The following is a 19,790-nucleotide window of genomic DNA, read 5'->3' as shown; positions in this document are numbered from 1 at the left end:
CGCTACTCCGGCGTGATCCTGTTATCTAGCGCATGATCCCGAAAACCGGAATCGGTTTTCGGAAGGGATCATGCACCAAATCAAAGTCCTACAGCGTCCTTTGCGCGTCCGTACGGACGCGCGGCGCTGTAGTGCAAACGAGCAAAGCTACATGGACGACAAAAACAAGAAATTCCCGCGCAAGAACGGCTCGAAACCGTCGGGCCCGCGTGGTCGCGATGTCGCTGCCGGCAAGGGCGGCAAGCCGTCCTTCGGCGTGAAAAAACCTTACGCGCCGCGCGGCGACCGCCCGCCGGCAGCTGACGGCGAGCGGCCGAAGCGCGACTTCAAAAGCGGCGACCGGCCGTTCAGCAAGGGGCCGCGCCCTGAAGGCAAGCCTTACGAGAAGCGCGAGGGGCCGCGCAAGCCATACGCCCCGCGTGGCGACCGCCCGCTGGCGGCTGACAGCGAGCGGCCGAAGCGCGATTTCAAGGCTGGCGACCGGCCGTTCAGCAAGGGGCCGCGTCCGGAAGGCAAGCCTTACGAGAAGCGCGAAGGGCCGCGAAAACCGTACGCGCCGCGCGGCGACCGGCCGATGGCGGCTGACGGCGAGCGGCCGAAGCGCGACTTCAAAAGCGGCGACCGGCCGTTCAGCAAGGGGCCGCGTCCGGAAGGCAAGCCTTATGAAAAGCGCGAGGGGCCGCGCAAGCCATACGCGCCGCGCGGCGACCGGCCGGCGGCTGCCGAAGGCGAGCGCAGCGAAAGGCGCTTCGACCCTCCCAAGGGAGACTTCAGCGATCGCCCAAAACGCGACTTCGGCGATCGGCCCAAGCGCGATTTTGCCGGTGATCGGCCCCAAGGGGCATCGGGCGGCTTCAAACCGCGCCCGCGTCCCGCCGAAGCGACGGAAGAGGCTGGTGAGCGCATTGCCAAGCGGCTGGCCCGCGCCGGTCTTGCCTCGCGTCGCGATGCCGAGGAGCTGATCGCGGCCGGCCGCGTCAAGGTCAATGGAAGGGTGCTGTCCTCGCCGGCCTTCAATGTGATGCCTGGCGACATCATCCATCTCGACGGCATGGAGATCCCGCCGATCGAGCGCACCCGGCTGTTCCTGTTCCACAAGCCGGCCGGCGTCGTCACCACCAATCGTGATCCCGAGGGCCGCAAGACCGTCTTCGACGTGCTGCCGGCCGACCTGCCGCGGCTGATGACCATCGGCCGGCTCGATATCAACACCGAAGGCCTGCTGCTGCTCACCAATGACGGCGGGCTGGCGCGCGTGCTCGAACTGCCGGCGACCGGCTGGCTCAGGCGCTACCGCGTGCGCGTCCACGGCAAGGTCGAGGAAAGTGCGCTCGCCGGCTTGCGCGAAGGCATCGCCGTCGACGGCGTCTTCTATGGCGCCATCGAGGCGACGCTCGACCGTGAGCAAGGCACTAACGCCTGGCTGACGCTTGGCCTGCGCGAAGGCAAGAACCGCGAGGTCAGGAACATACTGGGCTCGCTTGGTCTCGACGTAACGCGACTGATCCGCATTTCCTACGGACCGTTCCAGCTCGACGACCTGCCCGAGGGCCATGTGCTGGAGATCAAGGGCCGGGTGCTGCGCGACCAGCTCGGCGAACGCCTGGTCGAGGAGTCCGGCGCCAATTTCGACGCTGACATCACCAAGCCGTTTTCCAACAGGCCGGTGCGGCGCGAAGCGGTGCGGGAAGAGGAACCTGAGCGGCCGAAATTCACCCGCGATGGCGAACGCCGTCCGATCGGCGAAGGCGGATTGATCAAGAACCGCAAGCGCCGCGAAGGCAGCCGCGACGAGGCGTTGGGCAAGCTGTCGACAAGTCCCGGCAGAAGCTTCGGGCCGGAAAAGAGCTTTGCTGAGCGTGGCCCCAAATCTGAACGCAGCGGACCCGAACGCGGCGGCTTTGCCGATCGCGGCCCCAAATCTGAACGTAGCGGGCCGGGCGGCTTCGGCGGCAAACCGGGCGGCGGGAAAAAGTCCGAACGCGAGCAGCGCCCGATCGAGCCGCCGGGCCAGCGCAAGGCCAATGTCTGGATGGCGCCCGGCGCGCGGCCGATCGGCAAGGGCAGGGCGGACGCCGATGCCGCCAGGGCGGCCGAAGCCAAGGAACGCAAGGCCTCGTTCAAGCCGTCTTACGGCAAGCCCGCCCATGGAGGGGGAAAACCCGGAGGCGCAAAGCCGTTCGGCAAGCCGCGTGGCGAACGCCCAAATGATGGCGGCAAAGGCGGCGACCGGCCGCGCAGCGGCCCCAAGGGATCCAGGGGAGGCAATGCGGATCGTCGGCGGTGAGTTTCGCGGGCGTCCGCTGGCGACGCCCCGCTCAAGCGCCATCCGCCCGACCACCGACCGCACCCGCGAGGCTGTCTTCAACGTGCTGGCGCATCGTTTCCCCGATAGGCTGGTCGGCGCGCGGGTGCTCGACCTGTTCGCCGGCACCGGCGCGTTCGGCCTCGAGGCGCTGTCGCGCGGCGCATCTTATGGCGTCTTCATCGAAGAATCGGCGGAAGGGCGCGGCCTGATCCGCACCAATGTCGAGGCCTTCAGCCTCACCGGGCGTACCAAGATATTCCGTCGCGACGCTACGGCTCTGGGCGAGGCGGGCACGATGGCCGCGTTCGGCCTGGTGTTCGCCGACCCGCCCTATGGCAAGGGCCTGGGCGAGCGTGCCTTGCGCTCGGCCAAGGCCGGCGGCTGGCTCGCCCCCGGCGCGCTCTGCGTCGTCGAGGAGGCGGCAGCGGCGCCGTTCGAGGCAGGGCCGGGCTTTTCGGTTGTCGACGAGCGCAGCTATGGCGAGACGGTTATCCGCTTTATCGAGGTTGGATGAAGGGAGCGCAGCGCCTTCAAAATGACGAACAAATCAATTTGCCTGTGGCAACACCCCCGCCTATCGTCCCACCCCATGACACCGGAGTCATTGATGACATCTCAGGCTGATTGGCTGCGCGGTACGCTTTTTGCGCTGGCTCTTGTGATGACCGGGCCGGTTCTGGCCGACAACAAGCCGGACGACGGTAAGGTGACGAATTTCCTGCTCGACAACGGCATGGAGGTCGTTGTCATCCCCGATCGCCGCGCGCCGATCGTCACTCATATGGTGTGGTACAAGTTCGGCAGCGCCGATGAGCCGCCGGGCAAGTCCGGCATCGCCCATTTCTTCGAGCATCTGATGTTCAAGGCGACGACCAACCATGCGGCCGGCGCGTTCGACCGCGCCGTCTCCGCCATCGGCGGTTCGAACAACGCTTTCACCTCCTATGACTACACCGCCTTTTACGAGACGGTGGTGCCGCAGGCGCTCGAGCAGATGATGGATTTCGAGGCCGATCGCATGCGCAACCTCATCCTCAACGACGACGTCATCGCCACCGAGCGCGACGTCATCCTCGAGGAACGCCGCTCGCGCATCGACAGCAATCCGCAGGCAGTGCTCGGCGAGGAGGTCGACGCCACGCTCTGGCAGAACCAGCCCTATCGCATTCCGGTGATCGGCTGGATGCAGGAGATGGAAAAGCTGAACCGCGCCGACGCCAAGGCTTTCTACGACAAATATTATACGCCCAACAACGCCGTGCTGGTGGTGGCCGGCGACGTCGAGCCGCAGGCGGTCAAGGCGCTGGCCGAAAAGACCTATGGCAAGGTCGCGCGTGGTCCAGACCTGCCGCCGCGCATCCGTCCGGTCGAACCCGAACAGAACACCAGGCGCACGGTGACGCTCGCTGACGCGCGTGTCAGCGTGCCGAATTTTTCGACGCAATGGGTGGTTCCCTCCTATCACACTGCGAAGCCGGGCGAAGCGGAAGCGCTGGACCTGCTGGCGGAGATCCTCGGCGGCGGCAGCCGCAGCCGGCTGTACCAGCAGCTTGTCGTCAAGCAAGGCATTGCCGCCGAGGCCGGCGCCTTTTTCCAGGGCACCATGCTCGATGCTACCACCTTCACCGTCTATGGCGCGCCGCGCGGCGACGCCAAGCTGGCCGATGTCCAGGCGGCGGTCGAGGCCGAGGTCGCCCGCATCGCCAGCGAGGGCGTCACATCGGGCGAGCTGGAGAAGGCCAAGGATCGTTTCGTCCGCTCGATGATCTTTGCCCGCGACAAGCAGGATTCGATGGCCAACATCTACGGCGCGACGCTCGCCACCGGCGGCAACGTCAGGGATGTAGAGGAATGGCCGGGCCGCATCCGCAAGGTCACCGCCGACGAAGTCAGGCAGGTTGCGGCGCGCTATCTCAATCTCAACCATTCGACATCAGGCTATCTCTTGCCGCAGACACAGGCAGGGAATTGATGTGATGACGAGCTTGAGCGTTTGCGCTGCCCCTCACCTGCCTGCCGGCATCCTCTCCCCGTATAGTGACGGGGAGAGGGGCGCTGTCATCGACGGTTTCGCCAATCACCAGCGTTCGGAAGAAGGGCGCGGGCATTGCGGCCAGCCCCTTCTCCCCGTCACTATACGGGGAGAAGTGCCCGGCAGGGCGATGAGGGGCGGCGCTGACTCCGACAGCTATTCGTCTCGAAAATCAGTCGGAAGCTACCATTTATCCGAAGCGATTGCGCCGAAGCGTATTGCCATCCCTTTAGTCACCCTGCTCCTCTCCCTCGTCTTCCTCGTCCTGCCGGCGCTTTCCGCTCGTGCGGCCATGAGCATCCAGGAGGTGACGTCGTCAAAGGGCATCACCGCCTGGCTGGTGGAGGACTATTCCGTGCCGCTCGTCGCCATCCGCTTCGCCTTCGACGGCGGCACGACGCAGGATCCCGCTGGAAAGGTGGGCCTTGCCAATCTGATGAGCGGCCTGTTCGACGAGGGCGCCGGCAATCTCGACAGCGAGTCCTTCCAGATCAAGCTCGACGACGTCGGCGCCGAGATGAGCTTCGAAGCGGCGCGCGACGGCATCTATGGCTCGATGCGCATGCTTGCCGAGCAGCGCGACGCGGCGTTCGACCTGTTGCGGCTGGCGGTCACCGAGCCGCGTTTCGACCAGGCGCCAATCGACCGCATTCGCGCGCAAGTGCTGTCCGGCATCATCGCCAACGAGCTTGACCCGGACACACTCGCCCAGCGCAAATGGCTGGAGGCACTATACGGCACCCATCCCTATGCGCGGCCCGAAGAGGGCAACAGGCAAAGCATCGCCACCATCACGCCGGACAATCTCATCGCCTTTCACAAGGCGAATTTCGCTCGTGATGGCCTGCATGTGGCGGTGGTCGGTGCCATCGATGCCGAGACGTTGAAGAAAAAGCTCGATATGGTCTTCGGCGGCCTGCCGCAGCATCAGGCGCTCGCGCCCGTCGCCGATGTCGATCCGAAACTCAACCAGCAGCTCGAGGTCAATTACGACCAGCCCCAGACGTCGCTGCAACTCGCCTATCCCGGCGTCGAGCGGAGTGCGCCGGATTTCTTCGCCGCGGTTCTGATGAACGAGATCCTCGGCGGCAGCGCCTTCACCTCGCGGCTGTTCGAAGAGGTGCGTGAAAAACGCGGCCTGGCCTACAGCGTCAGTTCCGACCTGGTCGACCACCAGCACGCCGACGCCCTGGCCATCACCACGGCGACCCGCGCGGACCGGGCGGCCGAGACTTTGGCTGTGGTGCGCGAGGTGGTGAAGCGCATGGCCCAGGAAGGGCCGACCGAAGCGGAACTGGCGGCGACCAAGAAATACTTGATCGGCGCCTACGCCATCAACAATCTGAACTCCTCCGGCGCCATCGCCGCGACGCTGCTCGAGCTGCAGCTCGACAAGCTCGGCAGCGACTATATGCAGCGCCGCGCCGCCCTCATCGACGCGGTGACGCTGGATCAGGTCAAGGCGGCGGCGAAAAAGCTGCTTTCCGCCGAGCCGGCCATCATGGTCGTCGGGCCGAAGCACGGCGAGGCCAAGGAGGAATGAGCCCAAATGGGGGGCAGGGGATGAGCCCGAGCTTCGGCATCGCCTTCGGCGGCGGCGGCGCGCGCGGGCTGGCGCATATCCATGTCATCGAGGTGCTGGACGAGCTGGGTATAAGGCCGGTCGCCATATCAGGCTCATCGATCGGCGCCATCATGGGCGCCGGCATGGCTTCGGGCATGGCCGGCAGCGACATTCACCACTACATGCGCTCGATCCTCGGCCGCCGCGCCGAGGTGGCGGCGCGCATGTGGCGGGCGCGGCCAGGCACCTTTGCCGAGGCGCTGCAGGGCGGGCTGGGTGTCACCCAGTTCAATGTCGAGCGCATCCTCAAGGCATTCATGCCCGACGCCATACCCGAAAGCTTCGCCGATCTGAAAATACCGCTGAAGGTGACGGCCACGGATTTCTTCGGCCATAAGCTCGCCGTGCTGAGCGACGGCGACCTGCATTCAGCGCTTGCCGCCTCGGCGGCTATTCCCGCGGTATTTCGCCCGGTGATGCGCGACGGCAGGCTGCTGATCGACGGCGGCATCTACAATCCGGTGCCGTTCGACCTGATCGAGGACGACGCCGACATCATCATCGCCGTCGACGTCGTTGGCGCGCCGGCCAAAGGCGGGCGCAAATACCCGACCTCCGTCGACCTGATGTTCGGTGCCACGCAATTGATGATGCAGTCGATCATCGCCGCCAAGCTGAGGCAATGCCAGCCGGACATACTGGTCAGGCCGGCGGTGTCGAAATACCGCGTGCTCGATTTCATGAAAATCGACGCCTTGATGGCCGAAACGGCTGATATCAAAGACGAGCTGAAGCGGGAGATCGAGAAGGCGGTGGAGATGCGGGCCAAGGTCGACACGAGCAGGCGCACCAAGCAGGTGGGGGGCGTGGCGCGGAAAGCCTGATGCTCGGTTGCCTCATCGAAACAAGCGCAAGCGCTGAACATTAGAAACGCACTGACTGCCAAGCCGGAACTGATCAAGACCATCCGCGGCGTTGGATACCTGTATCCAAAGCGGTGAACGAGTGTGGTTCAGGGACCAGGCTGCCAGGCGGGCGGAACGATCTGCATGACGAGGCGCATCAGATCGGCCTGGCGGGAGGCGCCGGTCTTCTGGAAGATATTGTCGAGATGCGTCTTGGCGGTCGCGTTGGCAATGTGAAGGCTGGCGGCGGTCTCGGCCAAGGTGTGCCCGGCGACAAGGCTGGCGAGCACGCGGGTTTCGGCCAGCGTAAGCCCAAAGGCTCTCGCCAGCATTCCGGCGGCGTCATGCTCGTCCGGTGCATTGCCGATGAACACCGCGGCTACCGCCGCGGGTTCCATGTCGGCGCGCAGGTCGCCGCCGGCCATCGGCAGCACGCGGGCGAAGACGGGCGGCAGGCCGGATTCGCTGAGGAGGACGGCAAGCCCTGTCTTGCCGATGCTGACCTCATCCTGAGCCGCAAGCATGATGGCGCTGTGAAGTTCCCTGGAAGCCGACGGGATCTTCGCTTGCAGAATGCCCCGGACATCCTGGATCGGGCCGCCGCTCCGCAGCATGTGCTTGGCCGAGCGGTTGGCGTGCAGGACGGCGCCACGTTCATTGGTGAGGACCACGGCGCATGTGAGCGCATCGAGTGCCTCGGCCATTCCTGCGCGCTCGACAGTGCCGATGTCCAGCATGTTGCTGATTATCACCGAACGGCGCACATGCGGCTGCAACAGTCTGCCAAGCTTGATTTCGCGCTCGGTGATAATGCCTTGCCGCTTATGCCGAGCAACGGCGAAGCCGGCAAGGCGGGTAGGGGTGTGGATCAGGAAGAACGACATGACGTCGACCAGGCCTTGCGGCTTCAGGCACTCCTGAAAATACCGGGAGGTCTCCAGGTAGGTTTGAGGGATATGGCGTGAGACCACATGCGGCATATCGAGCGAAGGCCATGTCGAGAGATCCTCGAGCAGCCGGGCGTGGATCTCGGGGATATATTTCGCCTGTTGCTCCAGCCAGTACGGCTCTATGCCCACGGTCCTGTAGATCAGCAGCCGGTCGTTGGCGAGGTCGTCAAGCTGCAGGACCGCAGTCTGGGCGTCGAGCGCATCCCTGATTCCGGCAAGCGCGTGCTCCCATCGCTCCGGGTCGAGTGCGCAATCGTAGATCGAGCCGATCAGCTTCGACAGCTCATGATGCGACAATGCCTTGGCCATCGACGGCCCCCTCGCATGTCGACAGCGCGTCCGATGCGGGCGGAAAGCCGCGCCCTCTCACAGGTGCTCTCGCTTCTCCAACTTTAGCGATCGCTTAAATTCCGATTATCTCCCCCAAACAGGGGATGCGCAAGCACCCGGGCGGTGAAATACTCTCGCCCCAGAAGATAAGGTCACACTTAACTGTGACAACCAGTGGGTTCAGCGCGTTCTCGGCTCGCGGACCTTCGCCACTGTGATGCAGCCGGGGGGACTAATCCAGAATTCTGCCTGCGTGCGCCGATTATCACGGCGCGACCGTCTATTGCTGAAACCTTGAGCCGGGCTCGACCCGGACAATTCGGAATGGAGCAGCATTATGTACAAGTACATTGCTTTTGCAGCACTTTGCATCGCGGCGATGCCCGCGCATGCCGGCGAGCTTGGAGCCATGAAGGCCGAAAGCATCGATCTCGCCGGTTTCCTTGGTGTCGTCTATTACACGCCGCAGGAGGACGGCTATCGGGTGGTCACCACGATCGCGCAGGGCGAGGCTGGCTTGCCCGTGCGTTTCGTGGCGACACTGACCGAGAACCAGATAGTCGCGGTCTCCGTGCCGGGCAAGCTGGGAGAGTCGGACCAGATCATCGAGATATCGCGTGTCGGCGGCAAGCTCGTCGTCAGTCCGCAGGCTATAGACGGAATCGTGGTATCTTCCCCGAAGCTCGCCGTTGACTGATCCAAGGTCGAGTGAGGCGATCCAAGGTTGGTGATTCAGAGGCGGGTGCCTTGCGGCGGCGCCGGATGAGCCTGCAACGTCGGCGACAGACGACGTCTGCATGGCTCGTCCTGTGTGTTGTCGTCTTTACCGTCGGCGCCGGCTTCGGCGCCCAGGCTGAGCTGGCCCCGGGCAAGTTTTACGAAATTGTCGGCGGCAAGGTCGATGCGCGGACCTATAACGGCTTCCGTCGCTATCATGGCAGCTGCAATCACTGCCATGGTCCCGACGGCATGGGCTCGACCTTCGCCTCGGCCCTTGTCGACCGGCTGCCCGATCTCGAGGTCTTTCGGCGCAACGTTCGCGACGGTGTGCGCAGCGGCCCTTCGGTGATGAAGGGCTTCGCCGACGACCCCAACGTCGCTCCTTACATCGACGACATCTACGCCTACCTGCAGGCCCGCGCCGACGGTGCGCTTGGCCGAGGACGGCCTGAGCGGCTTGAACGCTAGAGCGGCTGGCTGCTGATCGCAGGTTGCCGGCTTCACCAGACGACGGTGAGACGATTGTCGTCGCCGAGCGCCACATGCGTGCCGAAAAATGAGCACTCGCGCTCAAGCATGGCTGCGAGCCAGGCGGCATCTTCGCGCAGGGCGCGGTTTAGCTGGAACCTGGCGAGCTGGAACGGCACCAGCTCGAGCGAAACAAGCGTACCGTCCGGTATGGCGAGCCGCGGCAGGTACATCAGCGCAAGCTCACCACGAAACGTTTCGTTGCCGGTGATTCCCTCATAGTCGGTGAGGAAGTCGCCGCATCCGTAGAAGATCAGCCGGCCGTGATGGATTTCGATCGGCTTGGGATGATGGGAGGAGTGCCCATGCACGACATCGAAACCTGCAACATCGATGAGAGCATGGGCAAGCGCGCGTTCTTCCGCCGGGACTTGGTAGCCCCAGTTGCCGCCCCAGTGGATCGAGGCCACCGCGAGGTCGCCAGGCTGTTTTATGGCCTGCACGGATCGGGCGATCTGCTTGAGCTCCGAGAGATCCGCCAGCAAATTGACGCCTGGCTTGTAAGCTCCGGCTGCCCATGAAGCTGGAACGCCGCTCGACTGCAGCGCGAAGCCGAAGACGAGCACGCGGCCCCCGCCGGCCGGTTCAATGACGGCAGGCGCCGCCGCCTCGTCCGCGTCAAGCCCGGCCCCGGCATGGGCGAGGCCGGCAAGTCGCACCGTATCGAGGGTCTCGACGAGGCCAGGCTCATCCCAGTCGAGCACATGGTTGTTGGCGAGCACGCAGCAGTCTATCCGTGCCGCCGCCAGGCAGCCGATGTTTGCCGGGTTCATCTTGTAATTGATCCCCTTCGGCGCCAAGGACAGGCTGGTGGTGATGCTGGTCTCGAGATTGATGATCCGCGCATCGGGCGCTTCACGATCCAATTCGCTAAGCGCATCGCCCCAGACATACTTGTCGTCGACCTTTCTCGGGATCGGTCCATTGATGCGTTCGGCAAGCTCGACATAGGTCGTTGCCGTTTTGACATAGCGCTCGCCAAGGTGCGGATCGCCGGGACTGGCGAGGATCTGGTCGATGCCGCGCCCGAGCATCACGTCGCCGCATAGGAACAGTTTTGCGCTGCTTCGGACGGACCGTTCAGATCCTGCGGCGGCGTTGTTCGCGATCTGCGGCATCGCTGTCGAATCTCCTGCGTGCCAACACCCGGTGACCCCAAGGGGTTCCCAGCCAATTTGCGCGGATCGCATCGCGCGCCGCGCGCATCGCTCCGGCATCTGGGAACCAAGAGCACCTGGGGCGGGGGGCTTCTTTTCCCGTCCCTATACGGGGAGAAGGTGCCGGCAGGCGGATGAGGGGCAGCGCGACGTCGACAATTTGCCGCCATTCTCCTCCGATGATAATCCTTCGTAAATAGTGCGGATCAGATCGAGGCGCTCTCAACCCCACTTCATCTCGCCGGTGGCGACCTTGGAGCCGATGTCGAGCGCGACCCCCATGCCGAGGCCGGGGAAGCGGGCTTCCATGGCGGTCTTGAGCGCGGCCGCGTCCTTGGCCTTGGCCAGTTCTTCCTCGAAGGCGATGAGATAGGTTTTGGTGTGCTCGACGCCCGAAAGGTCGGTGGCGGCCTCCGGCGTCATGTGGCCGGGCACGACGATTTCAGGCTTGCTGGCCGCGATCTTTTCGAGATTGGCGAGCCAGGCGGCGCGCTGTTCCTTGCTCGACGTGTCAGCGGTCCAGACATGCACGCCCGAAAAAATCATCACCCCGCCGAACACGGCATTCAGCGACGGCACCGAGAGATAGCGCCGGTTGGCAAGGCCTTCGGCGTCGACGATCTCGATGGTCTCGCCATCGACGGTGAGCGTCTTGCCGTCGAAGACTTCGGGGATGACAACATCGGCGAGCGCCTGTGGGCCATTCTCCTTGAGCTGCGGCCCCCAGACGGCGATTTTCTTGTCGACGCTGCCATTGATGGAGGCCACCGTCTCGGCAGCGGCGATCACCCGTGCCTGCGGAAAACCCTGCTTGATCGGCTTGAGGCCGAAATAATAGTCCGGGTCGGACTGGCTGACATAGATGGTGGTGAGCGTCTTGCCGGTCGCCTTGATCGCGTCGGCCACGGCCTGGCCGTCGGAATAGGTGAAACCGCCGTCGATCAGCAGCGCCTCGGAGGCGCCGGTGATCAGCACGGGGGCGCGAAAGAAGCCGTTTTCGCCGGCCGGAAAATGCTTCCAGGACAGCCCTGCGGCGGCATGGCCAAGCCCGGCGGGAGCGAAGACGGCAGCGGCGCCGGCGGCGAGGGTGGTTTTCATGATGGCTCTCCGTGTGAACATGGATCTCTCCTGGGAGATGCGGAATTCGGGCGAGGCGGGCGCTTCTCCCCCACGCAGCCTCGATGTCCGGAAGATGGCAAAGACGGAATGCGTATTGAAGGCCAACAAAATAGACGTAATGTATGCCATTGCCTGACAATAGGATCGCCCCTGCCATGAACCACGCATGAACCTGAACCGGCTGGCCTATTTCGCCGCGGTGGTCGATGCCGGCTCGTTCACGCGGGCCGCCGAGCGGCTGGGCATAACCAAGGCGGTCGTCAGCCAGCAGGTGGCGCGGCTGGAGCGTGATGTCGGAACGACGCTGCTGATCCGCACGACGCGGCGCGTCCATCCGACCGAGGCCGGCCGGACATTCCATGCCCGCTGCCTGCAGGTTCTGCAGCAGGCCGAGGATGCCTTCGACGAGCTCGCGCAGGCGGCCGCCGAGCCGACCGGCACGCTGCGCATCGCGGCGCCCAACGATTACGGCACCTCGGCGGTGGTGCCGGTGGTCGCCGCATTCAGCACCCGCTATGCCGCCTGCCGGGTCGAGCTGACGCTGGGCGACGACACTATCGACCTGGCGTCCGGTGGAATGGACGTGGCGATCCGCGTCGGCTGGCTGGCCGATTCCAGCCTGCAGGCACGACGCATCGGCACATTTAGGCAATTCATGGTGTGCGGCGCCGGGTTCGCCGGGCGCTTCCAGGCCGGCGAACCGCAAGACCTGGCCGGGCTGCCCTTCGTCGCCAACATGGCGCTGCGCGAACCGCTGCTATGGCAATTTTCGCGCGGCGACGCCGAGCAGACCGTGCGCATGCAGGCAACGATCGCCATCGACGCGACGCCGGCAGTGCTGGCGGCCGTCCGCGCCGGTGCCGGCCTGTCGGTGCTGCCGGATTTTTTGGTGCGGGATGAGTTGGCCACGGGCCGGCTCGTCCAGGTCCTGCCCGAGTGGCAGCTGCCCTCCGGAGGCATCTACACAGTCTACCCCGCCGCGAGGTTCCGGCCGCCCAAGGTGACCAGGTTTGTCGAGATCCTTGTTGCGGCTGAGCAGAACGTGGCGTCAGGCGGGCAGGGGCGCCGAGGCTGAAGCTGCCGATCTCCCCCCTTGTGGGGGAGATGGCCGGCAGGCCAGAGGGGGGCGCTGTCCCGCCAACCTATCAGTCGATTGCATAGCGTAACCGCGCAAGTTCCCAGCCCATCATAGTTTGCCCTACTGCAGCTTGAACGCTGACTTCGTGAACACGATCTCGGTGCTGACTTGCGCCTTGGTCAAAGTGCCAGTCAATGTGGCCGGCAGGGTAGGACGTGGGTGCAAATCAGGAAGACAGTTTGCCCTCGGACGTGCCCTTTCACAATGCTTCCGGGCTCTAGCTTTTATCCTTTTAGTCGGCAGCGTCTCGCGGTATAATTAGATTTTCCTAAAATAAAAGCTTGAAAACGGAAAACCCTCCGTCTTTGGGCGGGGGCAACCTATGGGAGGCTCGCATGCTTAGCGGTTTTGGCAAGGCCTGCGCAGTAATCCTTTTTTCAGGGAACTGCGCTTTCGCCCAATCGGATTTGATAGAACCAGAGGCTGGAACGTGGAAGACGTGGGTAATCACGTCTGGCGAGGACTTCCGAGTCCCGCCGCCGCCTGACGCCTCCGCCGCAGCAGCCGAATTGGCACAGATGCGGGATCTCTTGGCGCAAAAGGATCCGGCTGCCGCCGACAAAATCACCTTCTGGGACGCCGGCTCGCCTGGGTACCGATGGATCGATCTGGTCAACAATCGCCTTCTCGAAAACCAGCAGATTCCAAATGCGCACCGCGTCTACTCCTATTTGACGATGGCGATGTACGACGCCACCATTGCTGCCTGGGACGCGAAGTACTTCTACAATCGGCCGCGCCCGAGCGAGGCGGATGCGACACTGGCGACTGCGCTGCCGCCGCCGCGGAGTCCCTCCTATCCATCCGAGCATGCCGCAGCCGCCGGAGCTGCCGCGACCGTTCTTTCTTATTTCTTTCCCGAAGAGACATTGTCGTTCAAGGCAATGGCCGAAGAAGCGGCACAGTCGCGTGTCCTTGCCGGTGTCCAGTTCCCAAGCGATTCTTCCGCCGGCCTGGAGTTGGGGCAGAGGGTCGCAGAGCAGGTGATTGCGCGGGCAAAGGCCGATGGCTCCGATGCAGCGTGGAGCGGCACTGTTCCGACCGGGGCGTGCATGTGGGTCGGGAACAAACCCGCCAATGTAACCATGCCAAACTGGAAGCCGATCGTGCTGGCTGCACCCGATGAATTCAGGCCGCCGGCGCCGCCCGACTGCCAGTCCCCGGCCGTAAAGGCCGAGATGGATGCAATCCGACAGTCTGAGAGAAAATTCCCTAACAGCTACAAAGCGTTCTACTGGCAAAGCCCATCCGGCCTGTTCACTGACTGGTATGACTATGCCAGCAAGTGGATGTTCGAGGACAAGACGGATACGAACCCGCCGCGTGCCGCGCGGGCTTACGCTATGCTCGCAACGGTCTATTACGACGCCTTTATTGCAAGCAACGACGGGAAGTACGCCTATTGGTATCTGCGGCCCAACATGCTTGACGCGAGCATCACTCCCCTGTTCGCGGTGCCAGCTCATCCCAGTTATCCGTCGAACCATTCCACGCTCTCGACTGCCCGATGCGAGGTCCTGGCGTACCTGTTTCCCGGCCATGCGGAGTTCATCCGCGCGGCTGGCAAAGAGGCGGGTGATTCCCGCGTCTGGGCAGGCATCCACTATGAGATGGACAACCGGGCCGGCGCCGCGCTCGGCAAAGCGGTCGCGGGGAAATTTATCGAGCGGGCAAAAACCGACGGGGCGGACTAGCGGAAGGAAGGAGGCCCCCTTTTGATGCCATGGGTGCTATTCGCAAATGGTTGAGACGGCAGTTGGCCGAGACCCGCGAGTTGTCGCCGGCTTCTGACTCTGGGATTTTAAGGACATGGACGAGGCGGTCGCCTGGGTGAAGCGCTGCCCCAATCCCATGCCGGGACCGAGCAAGATCGAAATCCGGCCGCTGTACGAGATGGCTGATTTGCAATGACACTCTGACGCCGGAGGTCACGGAAATCCATGACCGGACGGGCGAAAAGCTCAGCGGCATTGGAAAGGGAGGGCCGAACATGGCTTCTGCGCGCGGGTCGCCACATGGACGACCAGCACGAAGTGCTGTGGTGCGCTGCAACTATGGATTTTCAGAGAGCTGCAGCGAGCGTTTCCAGTAGATTTGTGCGGTGTGCGGACATATCCTGCAACTTTAGGAACGAATGCGGGAGGACCATCATGCCAAAGAAGGACGTAAGCTTTTCTCGACGCACGTTTCTCGGCGGCAGCGCCCTGGCGCTTGCCAGCGGCACGATTTCGATGCCGTTCGTGCGGACCGCGCGCGCCCAGGCGGCGACTTTCAAGGCCGGCGTCATCACGTCTCTGTCGGGCGAGAATATTTCGGGCGGCAATTTGACCAAGAACGGTTACGATCTCTGGGCCGAAGCGGCCAACGAGAAGGGCGGCGTCGAGGTCGGCGGCGAGCGTTTCATGGTCGAGATGTTCTATGGCGACGACCAGAGCAATCCGGCCACCGGCGCCGACGCCGCCGAACGGCTGATCGTGCAGAACGAGGTTGATTTCCTGCTCGGCCCCTACACCAGTGGCTCGACAATCGCCGTTCAGCCGATCTGCCAGAAATACCAGGTGCCGATGATTTCGGGCTCGGCCGAGTCGCCCAATGTCTGGTTGGCCAAGCCCGAATTCAATTTCGGCATCATCCCTTCCGTCGACACGACATCCGGCCAGTCGCTGGGCGTGCTGGTGGCGCTGTCAAACCCGAAGGCGAAGACGATCGCGGTGATCGGCGTCAACGAACCCTTTTCGAAGGAGACCGGCGAAGGCTTCCAGCGCGGCGCCAAGGAAGCGGGGCTCGAAGTCGTCGCCTACGAGCTCGTTCCAGCTTCCGGCGATCTCACCCCCGTAATGTCCAAAATCGCCGCCCTCAACCCTGACATCGTCGCGGTGGGCGGGCATGAGGAGCCGCTGATAAATGTGATCAAGACGTCGAAATCGCTGAATTATCGGCCGAAGGCCTTGATCATGCATTACGGCGTGACCAATCCGGCCTTCGCCGAAGCGCTCGGCGCCGATGCGAACGGCACCTCCGGCGTCGCCGTATGGCTGCCTACGGTACCCTACAAGGACGACCTGTTCGGCACCGCACAGGACTATGTCGCGCGGGCCCAGGCAAAGTTCGGCCATGAGCCCGACTACACGGAAGCCGCCTGCTCGGCCAGCGGCCTCGTCTTCGCCGACGCCGCCAAGCGACTGGGCAAGAAGCCTTCGCTCACCCCCGAGGACCGCGTCGCCCTCAAGGACGCCATCGCCGGCACCGACATCACGACTTTCTACGGACCGATCAAGTTCGAGAAGGAAGGCGACCACTATCACGACAACATCCAGCCGGTGCCGGTCATGATCCAGATCCAGGATGGAAAGACCGTCGCTGTCGGCCCGAAGGAAGCGGCCGCGGCCGAGTTCATCTACCCGTTGCCGGCCTGGAAATAATCGCGATTTGAGGCCGGGCGGAGTCGCTATTCGCCGTCGCCTGCTACGCCAGCGGGCAGCATGATGACGGCCGGCTCTTCCAAAGGCCAGGATGTAGGTTGGGCTTTATACTGCGGGCGTCTATTCACACTCGCGCCAAAAGCATGTTGCGGACTTTTTGGACTGACGGACAGGTTTGCCATTGGATCTTTTTCTTCAAACCCTGCTCAACGGCCTACTGATAGGCGGTGTCATCGCCACGTTTTCGATCGCCTTCCAACTGACCTTCGGCGTGCTCCATGTCATCGACTTTGCGGTCGGGGCATGGGTCGTGCTCGGCGGCTACTTCGCCTATTACATGGCGGCCTTTCTCGGCATAGACGGGTTCCTCGCCATGCCGATGGCCTTCGTCCTGTTCGGCGCGATCGGCTATCTCATGGGGCCGATGATCTACAATGTTCGAAACAGCCGCACGGCGCGACCCGAACTGATGGCGCTTGCGCTGACCTTCGGCATCTTCACCTTGCTGCGCGGCGGAATGCTGACCGTCTGGGGTTTCAATACGCATAGCGTGCCGACGGCGCTTAGCGGTCACAGCATCATGATCGGCCCGGTCACGGTGCCCCTGATCCGGGTGGCGGCGGCGGCGTTCGCGGTACTCATCGCCGGCGGGCTGTTTTTCTTTCTCTTTCGCACGCGCTACGGGCTGGCGATCCGGGCGACGGCCGAAAATCGCCAGAACGCCGCCTTGATGGGGGTCAACATCCGGCGTCTCAGCGCCAATGTTTACGGGCTCTACGCGGGGATCACGGCGATGTCGGGCGTTCTGATGGGAGGCATCTATTCGGTCAATCCGGAGATCGGCCTGCGCTATACGCTGTTCGCCTTCTTCGTCGCCGTGCTGGCAGGGCTGGGCTCGCTGGGCGGCGCGCTTGTGGCGGCCCTGCTTCTGGGCGTCATCGAAGCCTTTGTCGCGACTTATGGCGGAGCCAGCTACTCGCATCTCGCGATCTTCGCAACGCTCTTCCTTGTCCTGTTGATTTCCCCGCGCGGCATCCTGCGGCGCGGACTGTGAGATGGCCCAGATCATGAAAAATCGTTGGGCCGGCCCGCTTCTCCTCGTCGTCATCCTCGTCGTGCTGGCGTTGCTGCCGGTGCTGGTCAACAATTACTGGCTGCGCATCGCCACCGGCGCGCTGATGTGGGCGGGGCTCGCCTGTTCCTGGAACATGCTAGGCGGCTATGCCGGCTACATCAATTTCGGCCATTCGGCCTTCTTCGGCATCGGCGCCTACGCCACCGCCATCCTGATGGGCGCGGATTTCGCTGTGCCGTTCCTCGCAACCATTCCCATCGGCATGATCGTCACAGCCCTGTTTGCGGTCGTCATCGGCGCGCCGACATTGCGGCTGCGCGGCGCTTATTTCGCCATCGCCACCTGGGCCTTCGCCGAAGTGCTCATGCAGTTCGCCACCGTCGTCGATTTCACCGGCGGAACCGGCGGTATCGGCCTGCCTCCCTTCCTCAACGAGCGCTTCTTCTACTTCGCCATGTTCGCGGCCGCAGTCCTGACCTATTTCCTCACCTGGTCGCTGTTCGAGCGCTCCCGCTTCGGCTTGAAGGTCAAGGCCTTACGGGATCACGAACCGGCGGCCGAAGCCATGGGCATCAACACCTCGCTGGTCAAGTTGCAGACCTTCATGCTCAGCGCCGTCGTCGCCTCCGTGTTCGGCAGTATTTTCGCCTACTGGGTGACCTTCATCAATCCAAAGAGCGTGTTCGGCGGCGACATCACCGACCAGATGGTCGTCATGGTCCTGCTCGGCGGGCTCGGCAGCCTGTGGGGGCCGGCCATCGGCGGCGTCGCGCTGTTCTTCGTCAACCGGCTTATCTGGATGTACTATGGCGATACCGCCTTCTATATCGCCATTCTCGGCGCCGCCATCATCCTGGTGGTGCTGTTCCTGCCCAACGGCATCGTCGGCCTGTTTGCGCGGCGAAGCGGGAAATCAGGCAGCGTGCTCGACACGGTGCTCGGACGCCTGCTCGGCTCCCGCCAGGGAGGACGCTCGTGAGCATGACGGCGCAAGCGCCCGCGCCAGGCGACCAGCCCATCCTCTTCGTTCGCGACGTGCACAAGCATTTCGGCGGCATCCAGGCAGCCGCCGGCGTCGACCTGGAGGTCGGACGCGGCGAGATCGCCGGCCTCATCGGCCCCAACGGCTCGGGCAAATCGACCCTGTTCAACCTCGTGGCCGGCATGGAGACGCCCGATCGCGGGCAGATCCTGTTCGACGGCCATGAGATCGGTGGCAAAAAGGCCTATACGATAGCCCGCCTCGGCCTCGCGCGCACCTTTCAGATCCCGGCGTTGTTCGAGAACATGACAGTCAGTGGGAACCTTCTGGCCGCGGCTGCTGAGGGTAATTGGCATGGCGCGCACCAGCGGGCGGACGAGACGCTGGCGCTGTTGCATCTCGAACCGGTCGCCAACAACCGCGCGTCCGACTTGTCCGGCGGCCAGCAGAAACTGCTCGAATTCGGCCGCGTGATCATGCGCCAGGCGTCCCTCATCCTGCTCGACGAGGTGACGGCCGGCGTCCACCCCAACATCCGCAAGATCATCCTGGAAGCGATCGCCAGGCTGCGCGAGCAGGGAACCAGCTTCTTCGTCATCGAGCATGACATGGAAATGGTGCGCAATGTCTGCGACCGCATCATCGTCATGGATTCAGGGCGGGTGGTGACCAGCGGCGCGTTCGAGGACATCGTGCAAAATTCCGAAGTCATGCAGACCTATCTAGGGCGTCCGCAATGAGCACGTTGGTCGCAGACAGCGTCGTTGCGGGCTACGGCAAGCAGGAGATCGTCCATGGCGTCTCCCTTGTCGCGGAAGCCGGCAAGATCACCTGCATCTTCGGCCCCAATGGCTGCGGGAAGTCGACCTTGCTGAAAGCGATCGCCGGCGCGCTGCCGGTATGGGGCGGCACAATCGGGCTTGGCGGCGAAACGATCGGCAATTTGCCGGTTCATGAAGTCGTGCGCCAGGGCCTGGTGCTGATGCCGCAGGGCGGCGGCGTGTTTCCACGGCTGACGGTGATGGAAAATCTGCGCATGGGCGGCTACGCCATTGCCGACCGGAAGCTGGTGGACAGGCGCATCGAGGCTCTGGTCGACCAATATCCATCGCTGGCGCGGCGGCGCAAGACCACGGCCGGAGCCCTTTCAGGCGGCGAACAGGCGATGCTGGCGCTGGCGCGCGCGCTGGTGTCGGAACCGCGTTTCATTCTGCTCGACGAACCGTCCGCCGGCCTTTCGCCGGCCATGGTGAGCGAGACGCTGGAGCGCATCAAGGTGCTGACCGCGCGTGGCATCGGCATTCTCATGGTCGAGCAGAATATTCGCGAGGCCATGCCGATCGCCGACCGGCTCTATATCCTGGCCGCCGGAGAAAAGCGCTTCGAAGGCACGCCCGGAGATGTCCGCAACGACCGACAGATCATGGACATCTATATGGGCGGCGCCTGATGCCGCTTGGCACTTTATAGGTACTGCAAACTGTGTCGTGAATTGTCCAACCGAGCCGCTGTCACAGTCTCGCGGTAGCCTACCGAGGCTGTGGCAGGCCCTGATGGCGC

Annotated in this window: 17 protein-coding genes; 14 read left to right on the top strand and 3 right to left on the bottom strand. The window is 63.7% G+C overall.

The window, feature by feature from the left end:
• The first annotated feature begins 151 nt into the window (after nt 1-151).
• The 5 genes from AC0L3O_RS27250 to AC0L3O_RS27230 all read left to right on the top strand — a co-directional run bounded on the left by AC0L3O_RS27250 (nt 152) and on the right by AC0L3O_RS27230 (nt 6,788).
• Entirely contained in the window at nt 152-2,287 is a 2,136-nt protein-coding gene (locus tag AC0L3O_RS27250) for a pseudouridine synthase (protein WP_473617127.1), read from the top strand.
• Nucleotides 2,268-2,822: a 16S rRNA (guanine(966)-N(2))-methyltransferase RsmD gene (rsmD, locus tag AC0L3O_RS27245; protein ID WP_023802269.1), complete on the top strand. Its 555-nt coding sequence runs from the start codon at nt 2,268-2,270 to the stop codon at nt 2,820-2,822. Before AC0L3O_RS27250 ends, rsmD begins: the two co-directional genes overlap by 20 nt.
• A gap of 93 nt (nt 2,823-2,915) precedes the next feature.
• Nucleotides 2,916-4,280: a M16 family metallopeptidase gene (locus AC0L3O_RS27240; protein ID WP_023802270.1), complete on the top strand. Its 1,365-nt coding sequence runs from the start codon at nt 2,916-2,918 to the stop codon at nt 4,278-4,280.
• Nucleotides 4,281-4,542: 262 nt separating this feature from the next.
• Entirely contained in the window at nt 4,543-5,883 is a 1,341-nt protein-coding gene (locus AC0L3O_RS27235) for a M16 family metallopeptidase (RefSeq protein WP_473617142.1), read from the top strand.
• Nucleotides 5,884-5,903: 20 nt separating this feature from the next.
• Nucleotides 5,904-6,788, top strand: coding sequence for a patatin-like phospholipase family protein (locus AC0L3O_RS27230; protein WP_023802272.1), 885 nt, complete (start codon nt 5,904-5,906; stop codon nt 6,786-6,788).
• A gap of 128 nt (nt 6,789-6,916) precedes the next feature.
• Here the strand turns inward: AC0L3O_RS27230 and AC0L3O_RS27225 are convergent, their stop codons facing one another.
• Nucleotides 6,917-8,068, bottom strand: a complete 1,152-nt coding sequence (locus AC0L3O_RS27225) for a helix-turn-helix transcriptional regulator (protein WP_023802273.1) — start codon at nt 8,066-8,068, stop codon at nt 6,917-6,919.
• Between the two features lie 358 nt (nt 8,069-8,426).
• Here AC0L3O_RS27225 and AC0L3O_RS27220 point away from each other — a divergent pair, with 358 nt between their 5' ends.
• Together AC0L3O_RS27220 and AC0L3O_RS27215 are read left to right on the top strand one after the other, a co-directional pair.
• Nucleotides 8,427-8,786, top strand: coding sequence for a hypothetical protein (locus AC0L3O_RS27220; protein WP_023802274.1), 360 nt, complete (start codon nt 8,427-8,429; stop codon nt 8,784-8,786).
• A gap of 65 nt (nt 8,787-8,851) precedes the next feature.
• Nucleotides 8,852-9,277: a c-type cytochrome gene (locus AC0L3O_RS27215; RefSeq protein ID WP_023802275.1), complete on the top strand. Its 426-nt coding sequence runs from the start codon at nt 8,852-8,854 to the stop codon at nt 9,275-9,277.
• Between the two features lie 32 nt (nt 9,278-9,309).
• Here the strand turns inward: AC0L3O_RS27215 and AC0L3O_RS27210 are convergent, their stop codons facing one another.
• Both AC0L3O_RS27210 and AC0L3O_RS27205 read right to left on the bottom strand, forming a co-directional pair.
• The gene (locus AC0L3O_RS27210) at nt 9,310-10,455 is read right to left on the bottom strand and encodes a CapA family protein (protein WP_473535495.1); all 1,146 of its coding nucleotides are present in this window, start codon (nt 10,453-10,455) and stop codon (nt 9,310-9,312) included.
• Between the two features lie 261 nt (nt 10,456-10,716).
• Nucleotides 10,717-11,613 (bottom strand): MBL fold metallo-hydrolase, encoded by an 897-nt coding sequence (locus AC0L3O_RS27205; protein ID WP_288142302.1) that lies wholly within the window; start codon nt 11,611-11,613, stop codon nt 10,717-10,719.
• 166 nt (nt 11,614-11,779) lie between these two features.
• Here AC0L3O_RS27205 and AC0L3O_RS27200 point away from each other — a divergent pair, with 166 nt between their 5' ends.
• The 7 genes from AC0L3O_RS27200 to AC0L3O_RS27170 all read left to right on the top strand — a co-directional run bounded on the left by AC0L3O_RS27200 (nt 11,780) and on the right by AC0L3O_RS27170 (nt 19,680).
• Nucleotides 11,780-12,688 carry a LysR family transcriptional regulator gene (locus tag AC0L3O_RS27200; RefSeq protein ID WP_473535494.1) on the top strand — a complete coding sequence of 303 codons (909 nt, stop codon included), beginning with the start codon at nt 11,780-11,782 and terminating at the stop codon, nt 12,686-12,688.
• 398 nt (nt 12,689-13,086) lie between these two features.
• Nucleotides 13,087-14,445, top strand: coding sequence for a phosphatase PAP2 family protein (locus AC0L3O_RS27195; RefSeq protein WP_473535493.1), 1,359 nt, complete (start codon nt 13,087-13,089; stop codon nt 14,443-14,445).
• A 456-nt stretch (nt 14,446-14,901) separates the two neighbouring features.
• Nucleotides 14,902-16,173 (top strand): amino acid ABC transporter substrate-binding protein, encoded by a 1,272-nt coding sequence (locus AC0L3O_RS27190; RefSeq protein ID WP_128248389.1) that lies wholly within the window; start codon nt 14,902-14,904, stop codon nt 16,171-16,173.
• 181 nt (nt 16,174-16,354) lie between these two features.
• Nucleotides 16,355-17,227, top strand: a complete 873-nt coding sequence (locus tag AC0L3O_RS27185; protein WP_128176818.1) for a branched-chain amino acid ABC transporter permease — start codon at nt 16,355-16,357, stop codon at nt 17,225-17,227.
• A 13-nt stretch (nt 17,228-17,240) separates the two neighbouring features.
• Nucleotides 17,241-18,227, top strand: a complete 987-nt coding sequence (locus tag AC0L3O_RS27180; RefSeq protein ID WP_128248390.1) for a branched-chain amino acid ABC transporter permease — start codon at nt 17,241-17,243, stop codon at nt 18,225-18,227.
• A gap of 2 nt (nt 18,228-18,229) precedes the next feature.
• Complete coding sequence (locus tag AC0L3O_RS27175; protein WP_473480489.1) at nt 18,230-18,970, top strand: ABC transporter ATP-binding protein; 741 nt, start codon at nt 18,230-18,232, stop codon at nt 18,968-18,970.
• A complete protein-coding gene (locus AC0L3O_RS27170; protein WP_027156099.1) occupies nt 18,967-19,680 on the top strand; it encodes an ABC transporter ATP-binding protein in 714 nt (237 codons plus the stop codon). The genes AC0L3O_RS27175 and AC0L3O_RS27170 overlap by 4 nt, the downstream gene beginning before the upstream one ends.
• Nucleotides 19,681-19,790: the final 110 nt, after the last annotated feature.

This window comes from Mesorhizobium sp. WSM4810 (assembly GCF_055811235.1).
This window is presented reverse-complemented; position numbering and strand designations above follow the sequence as displayed.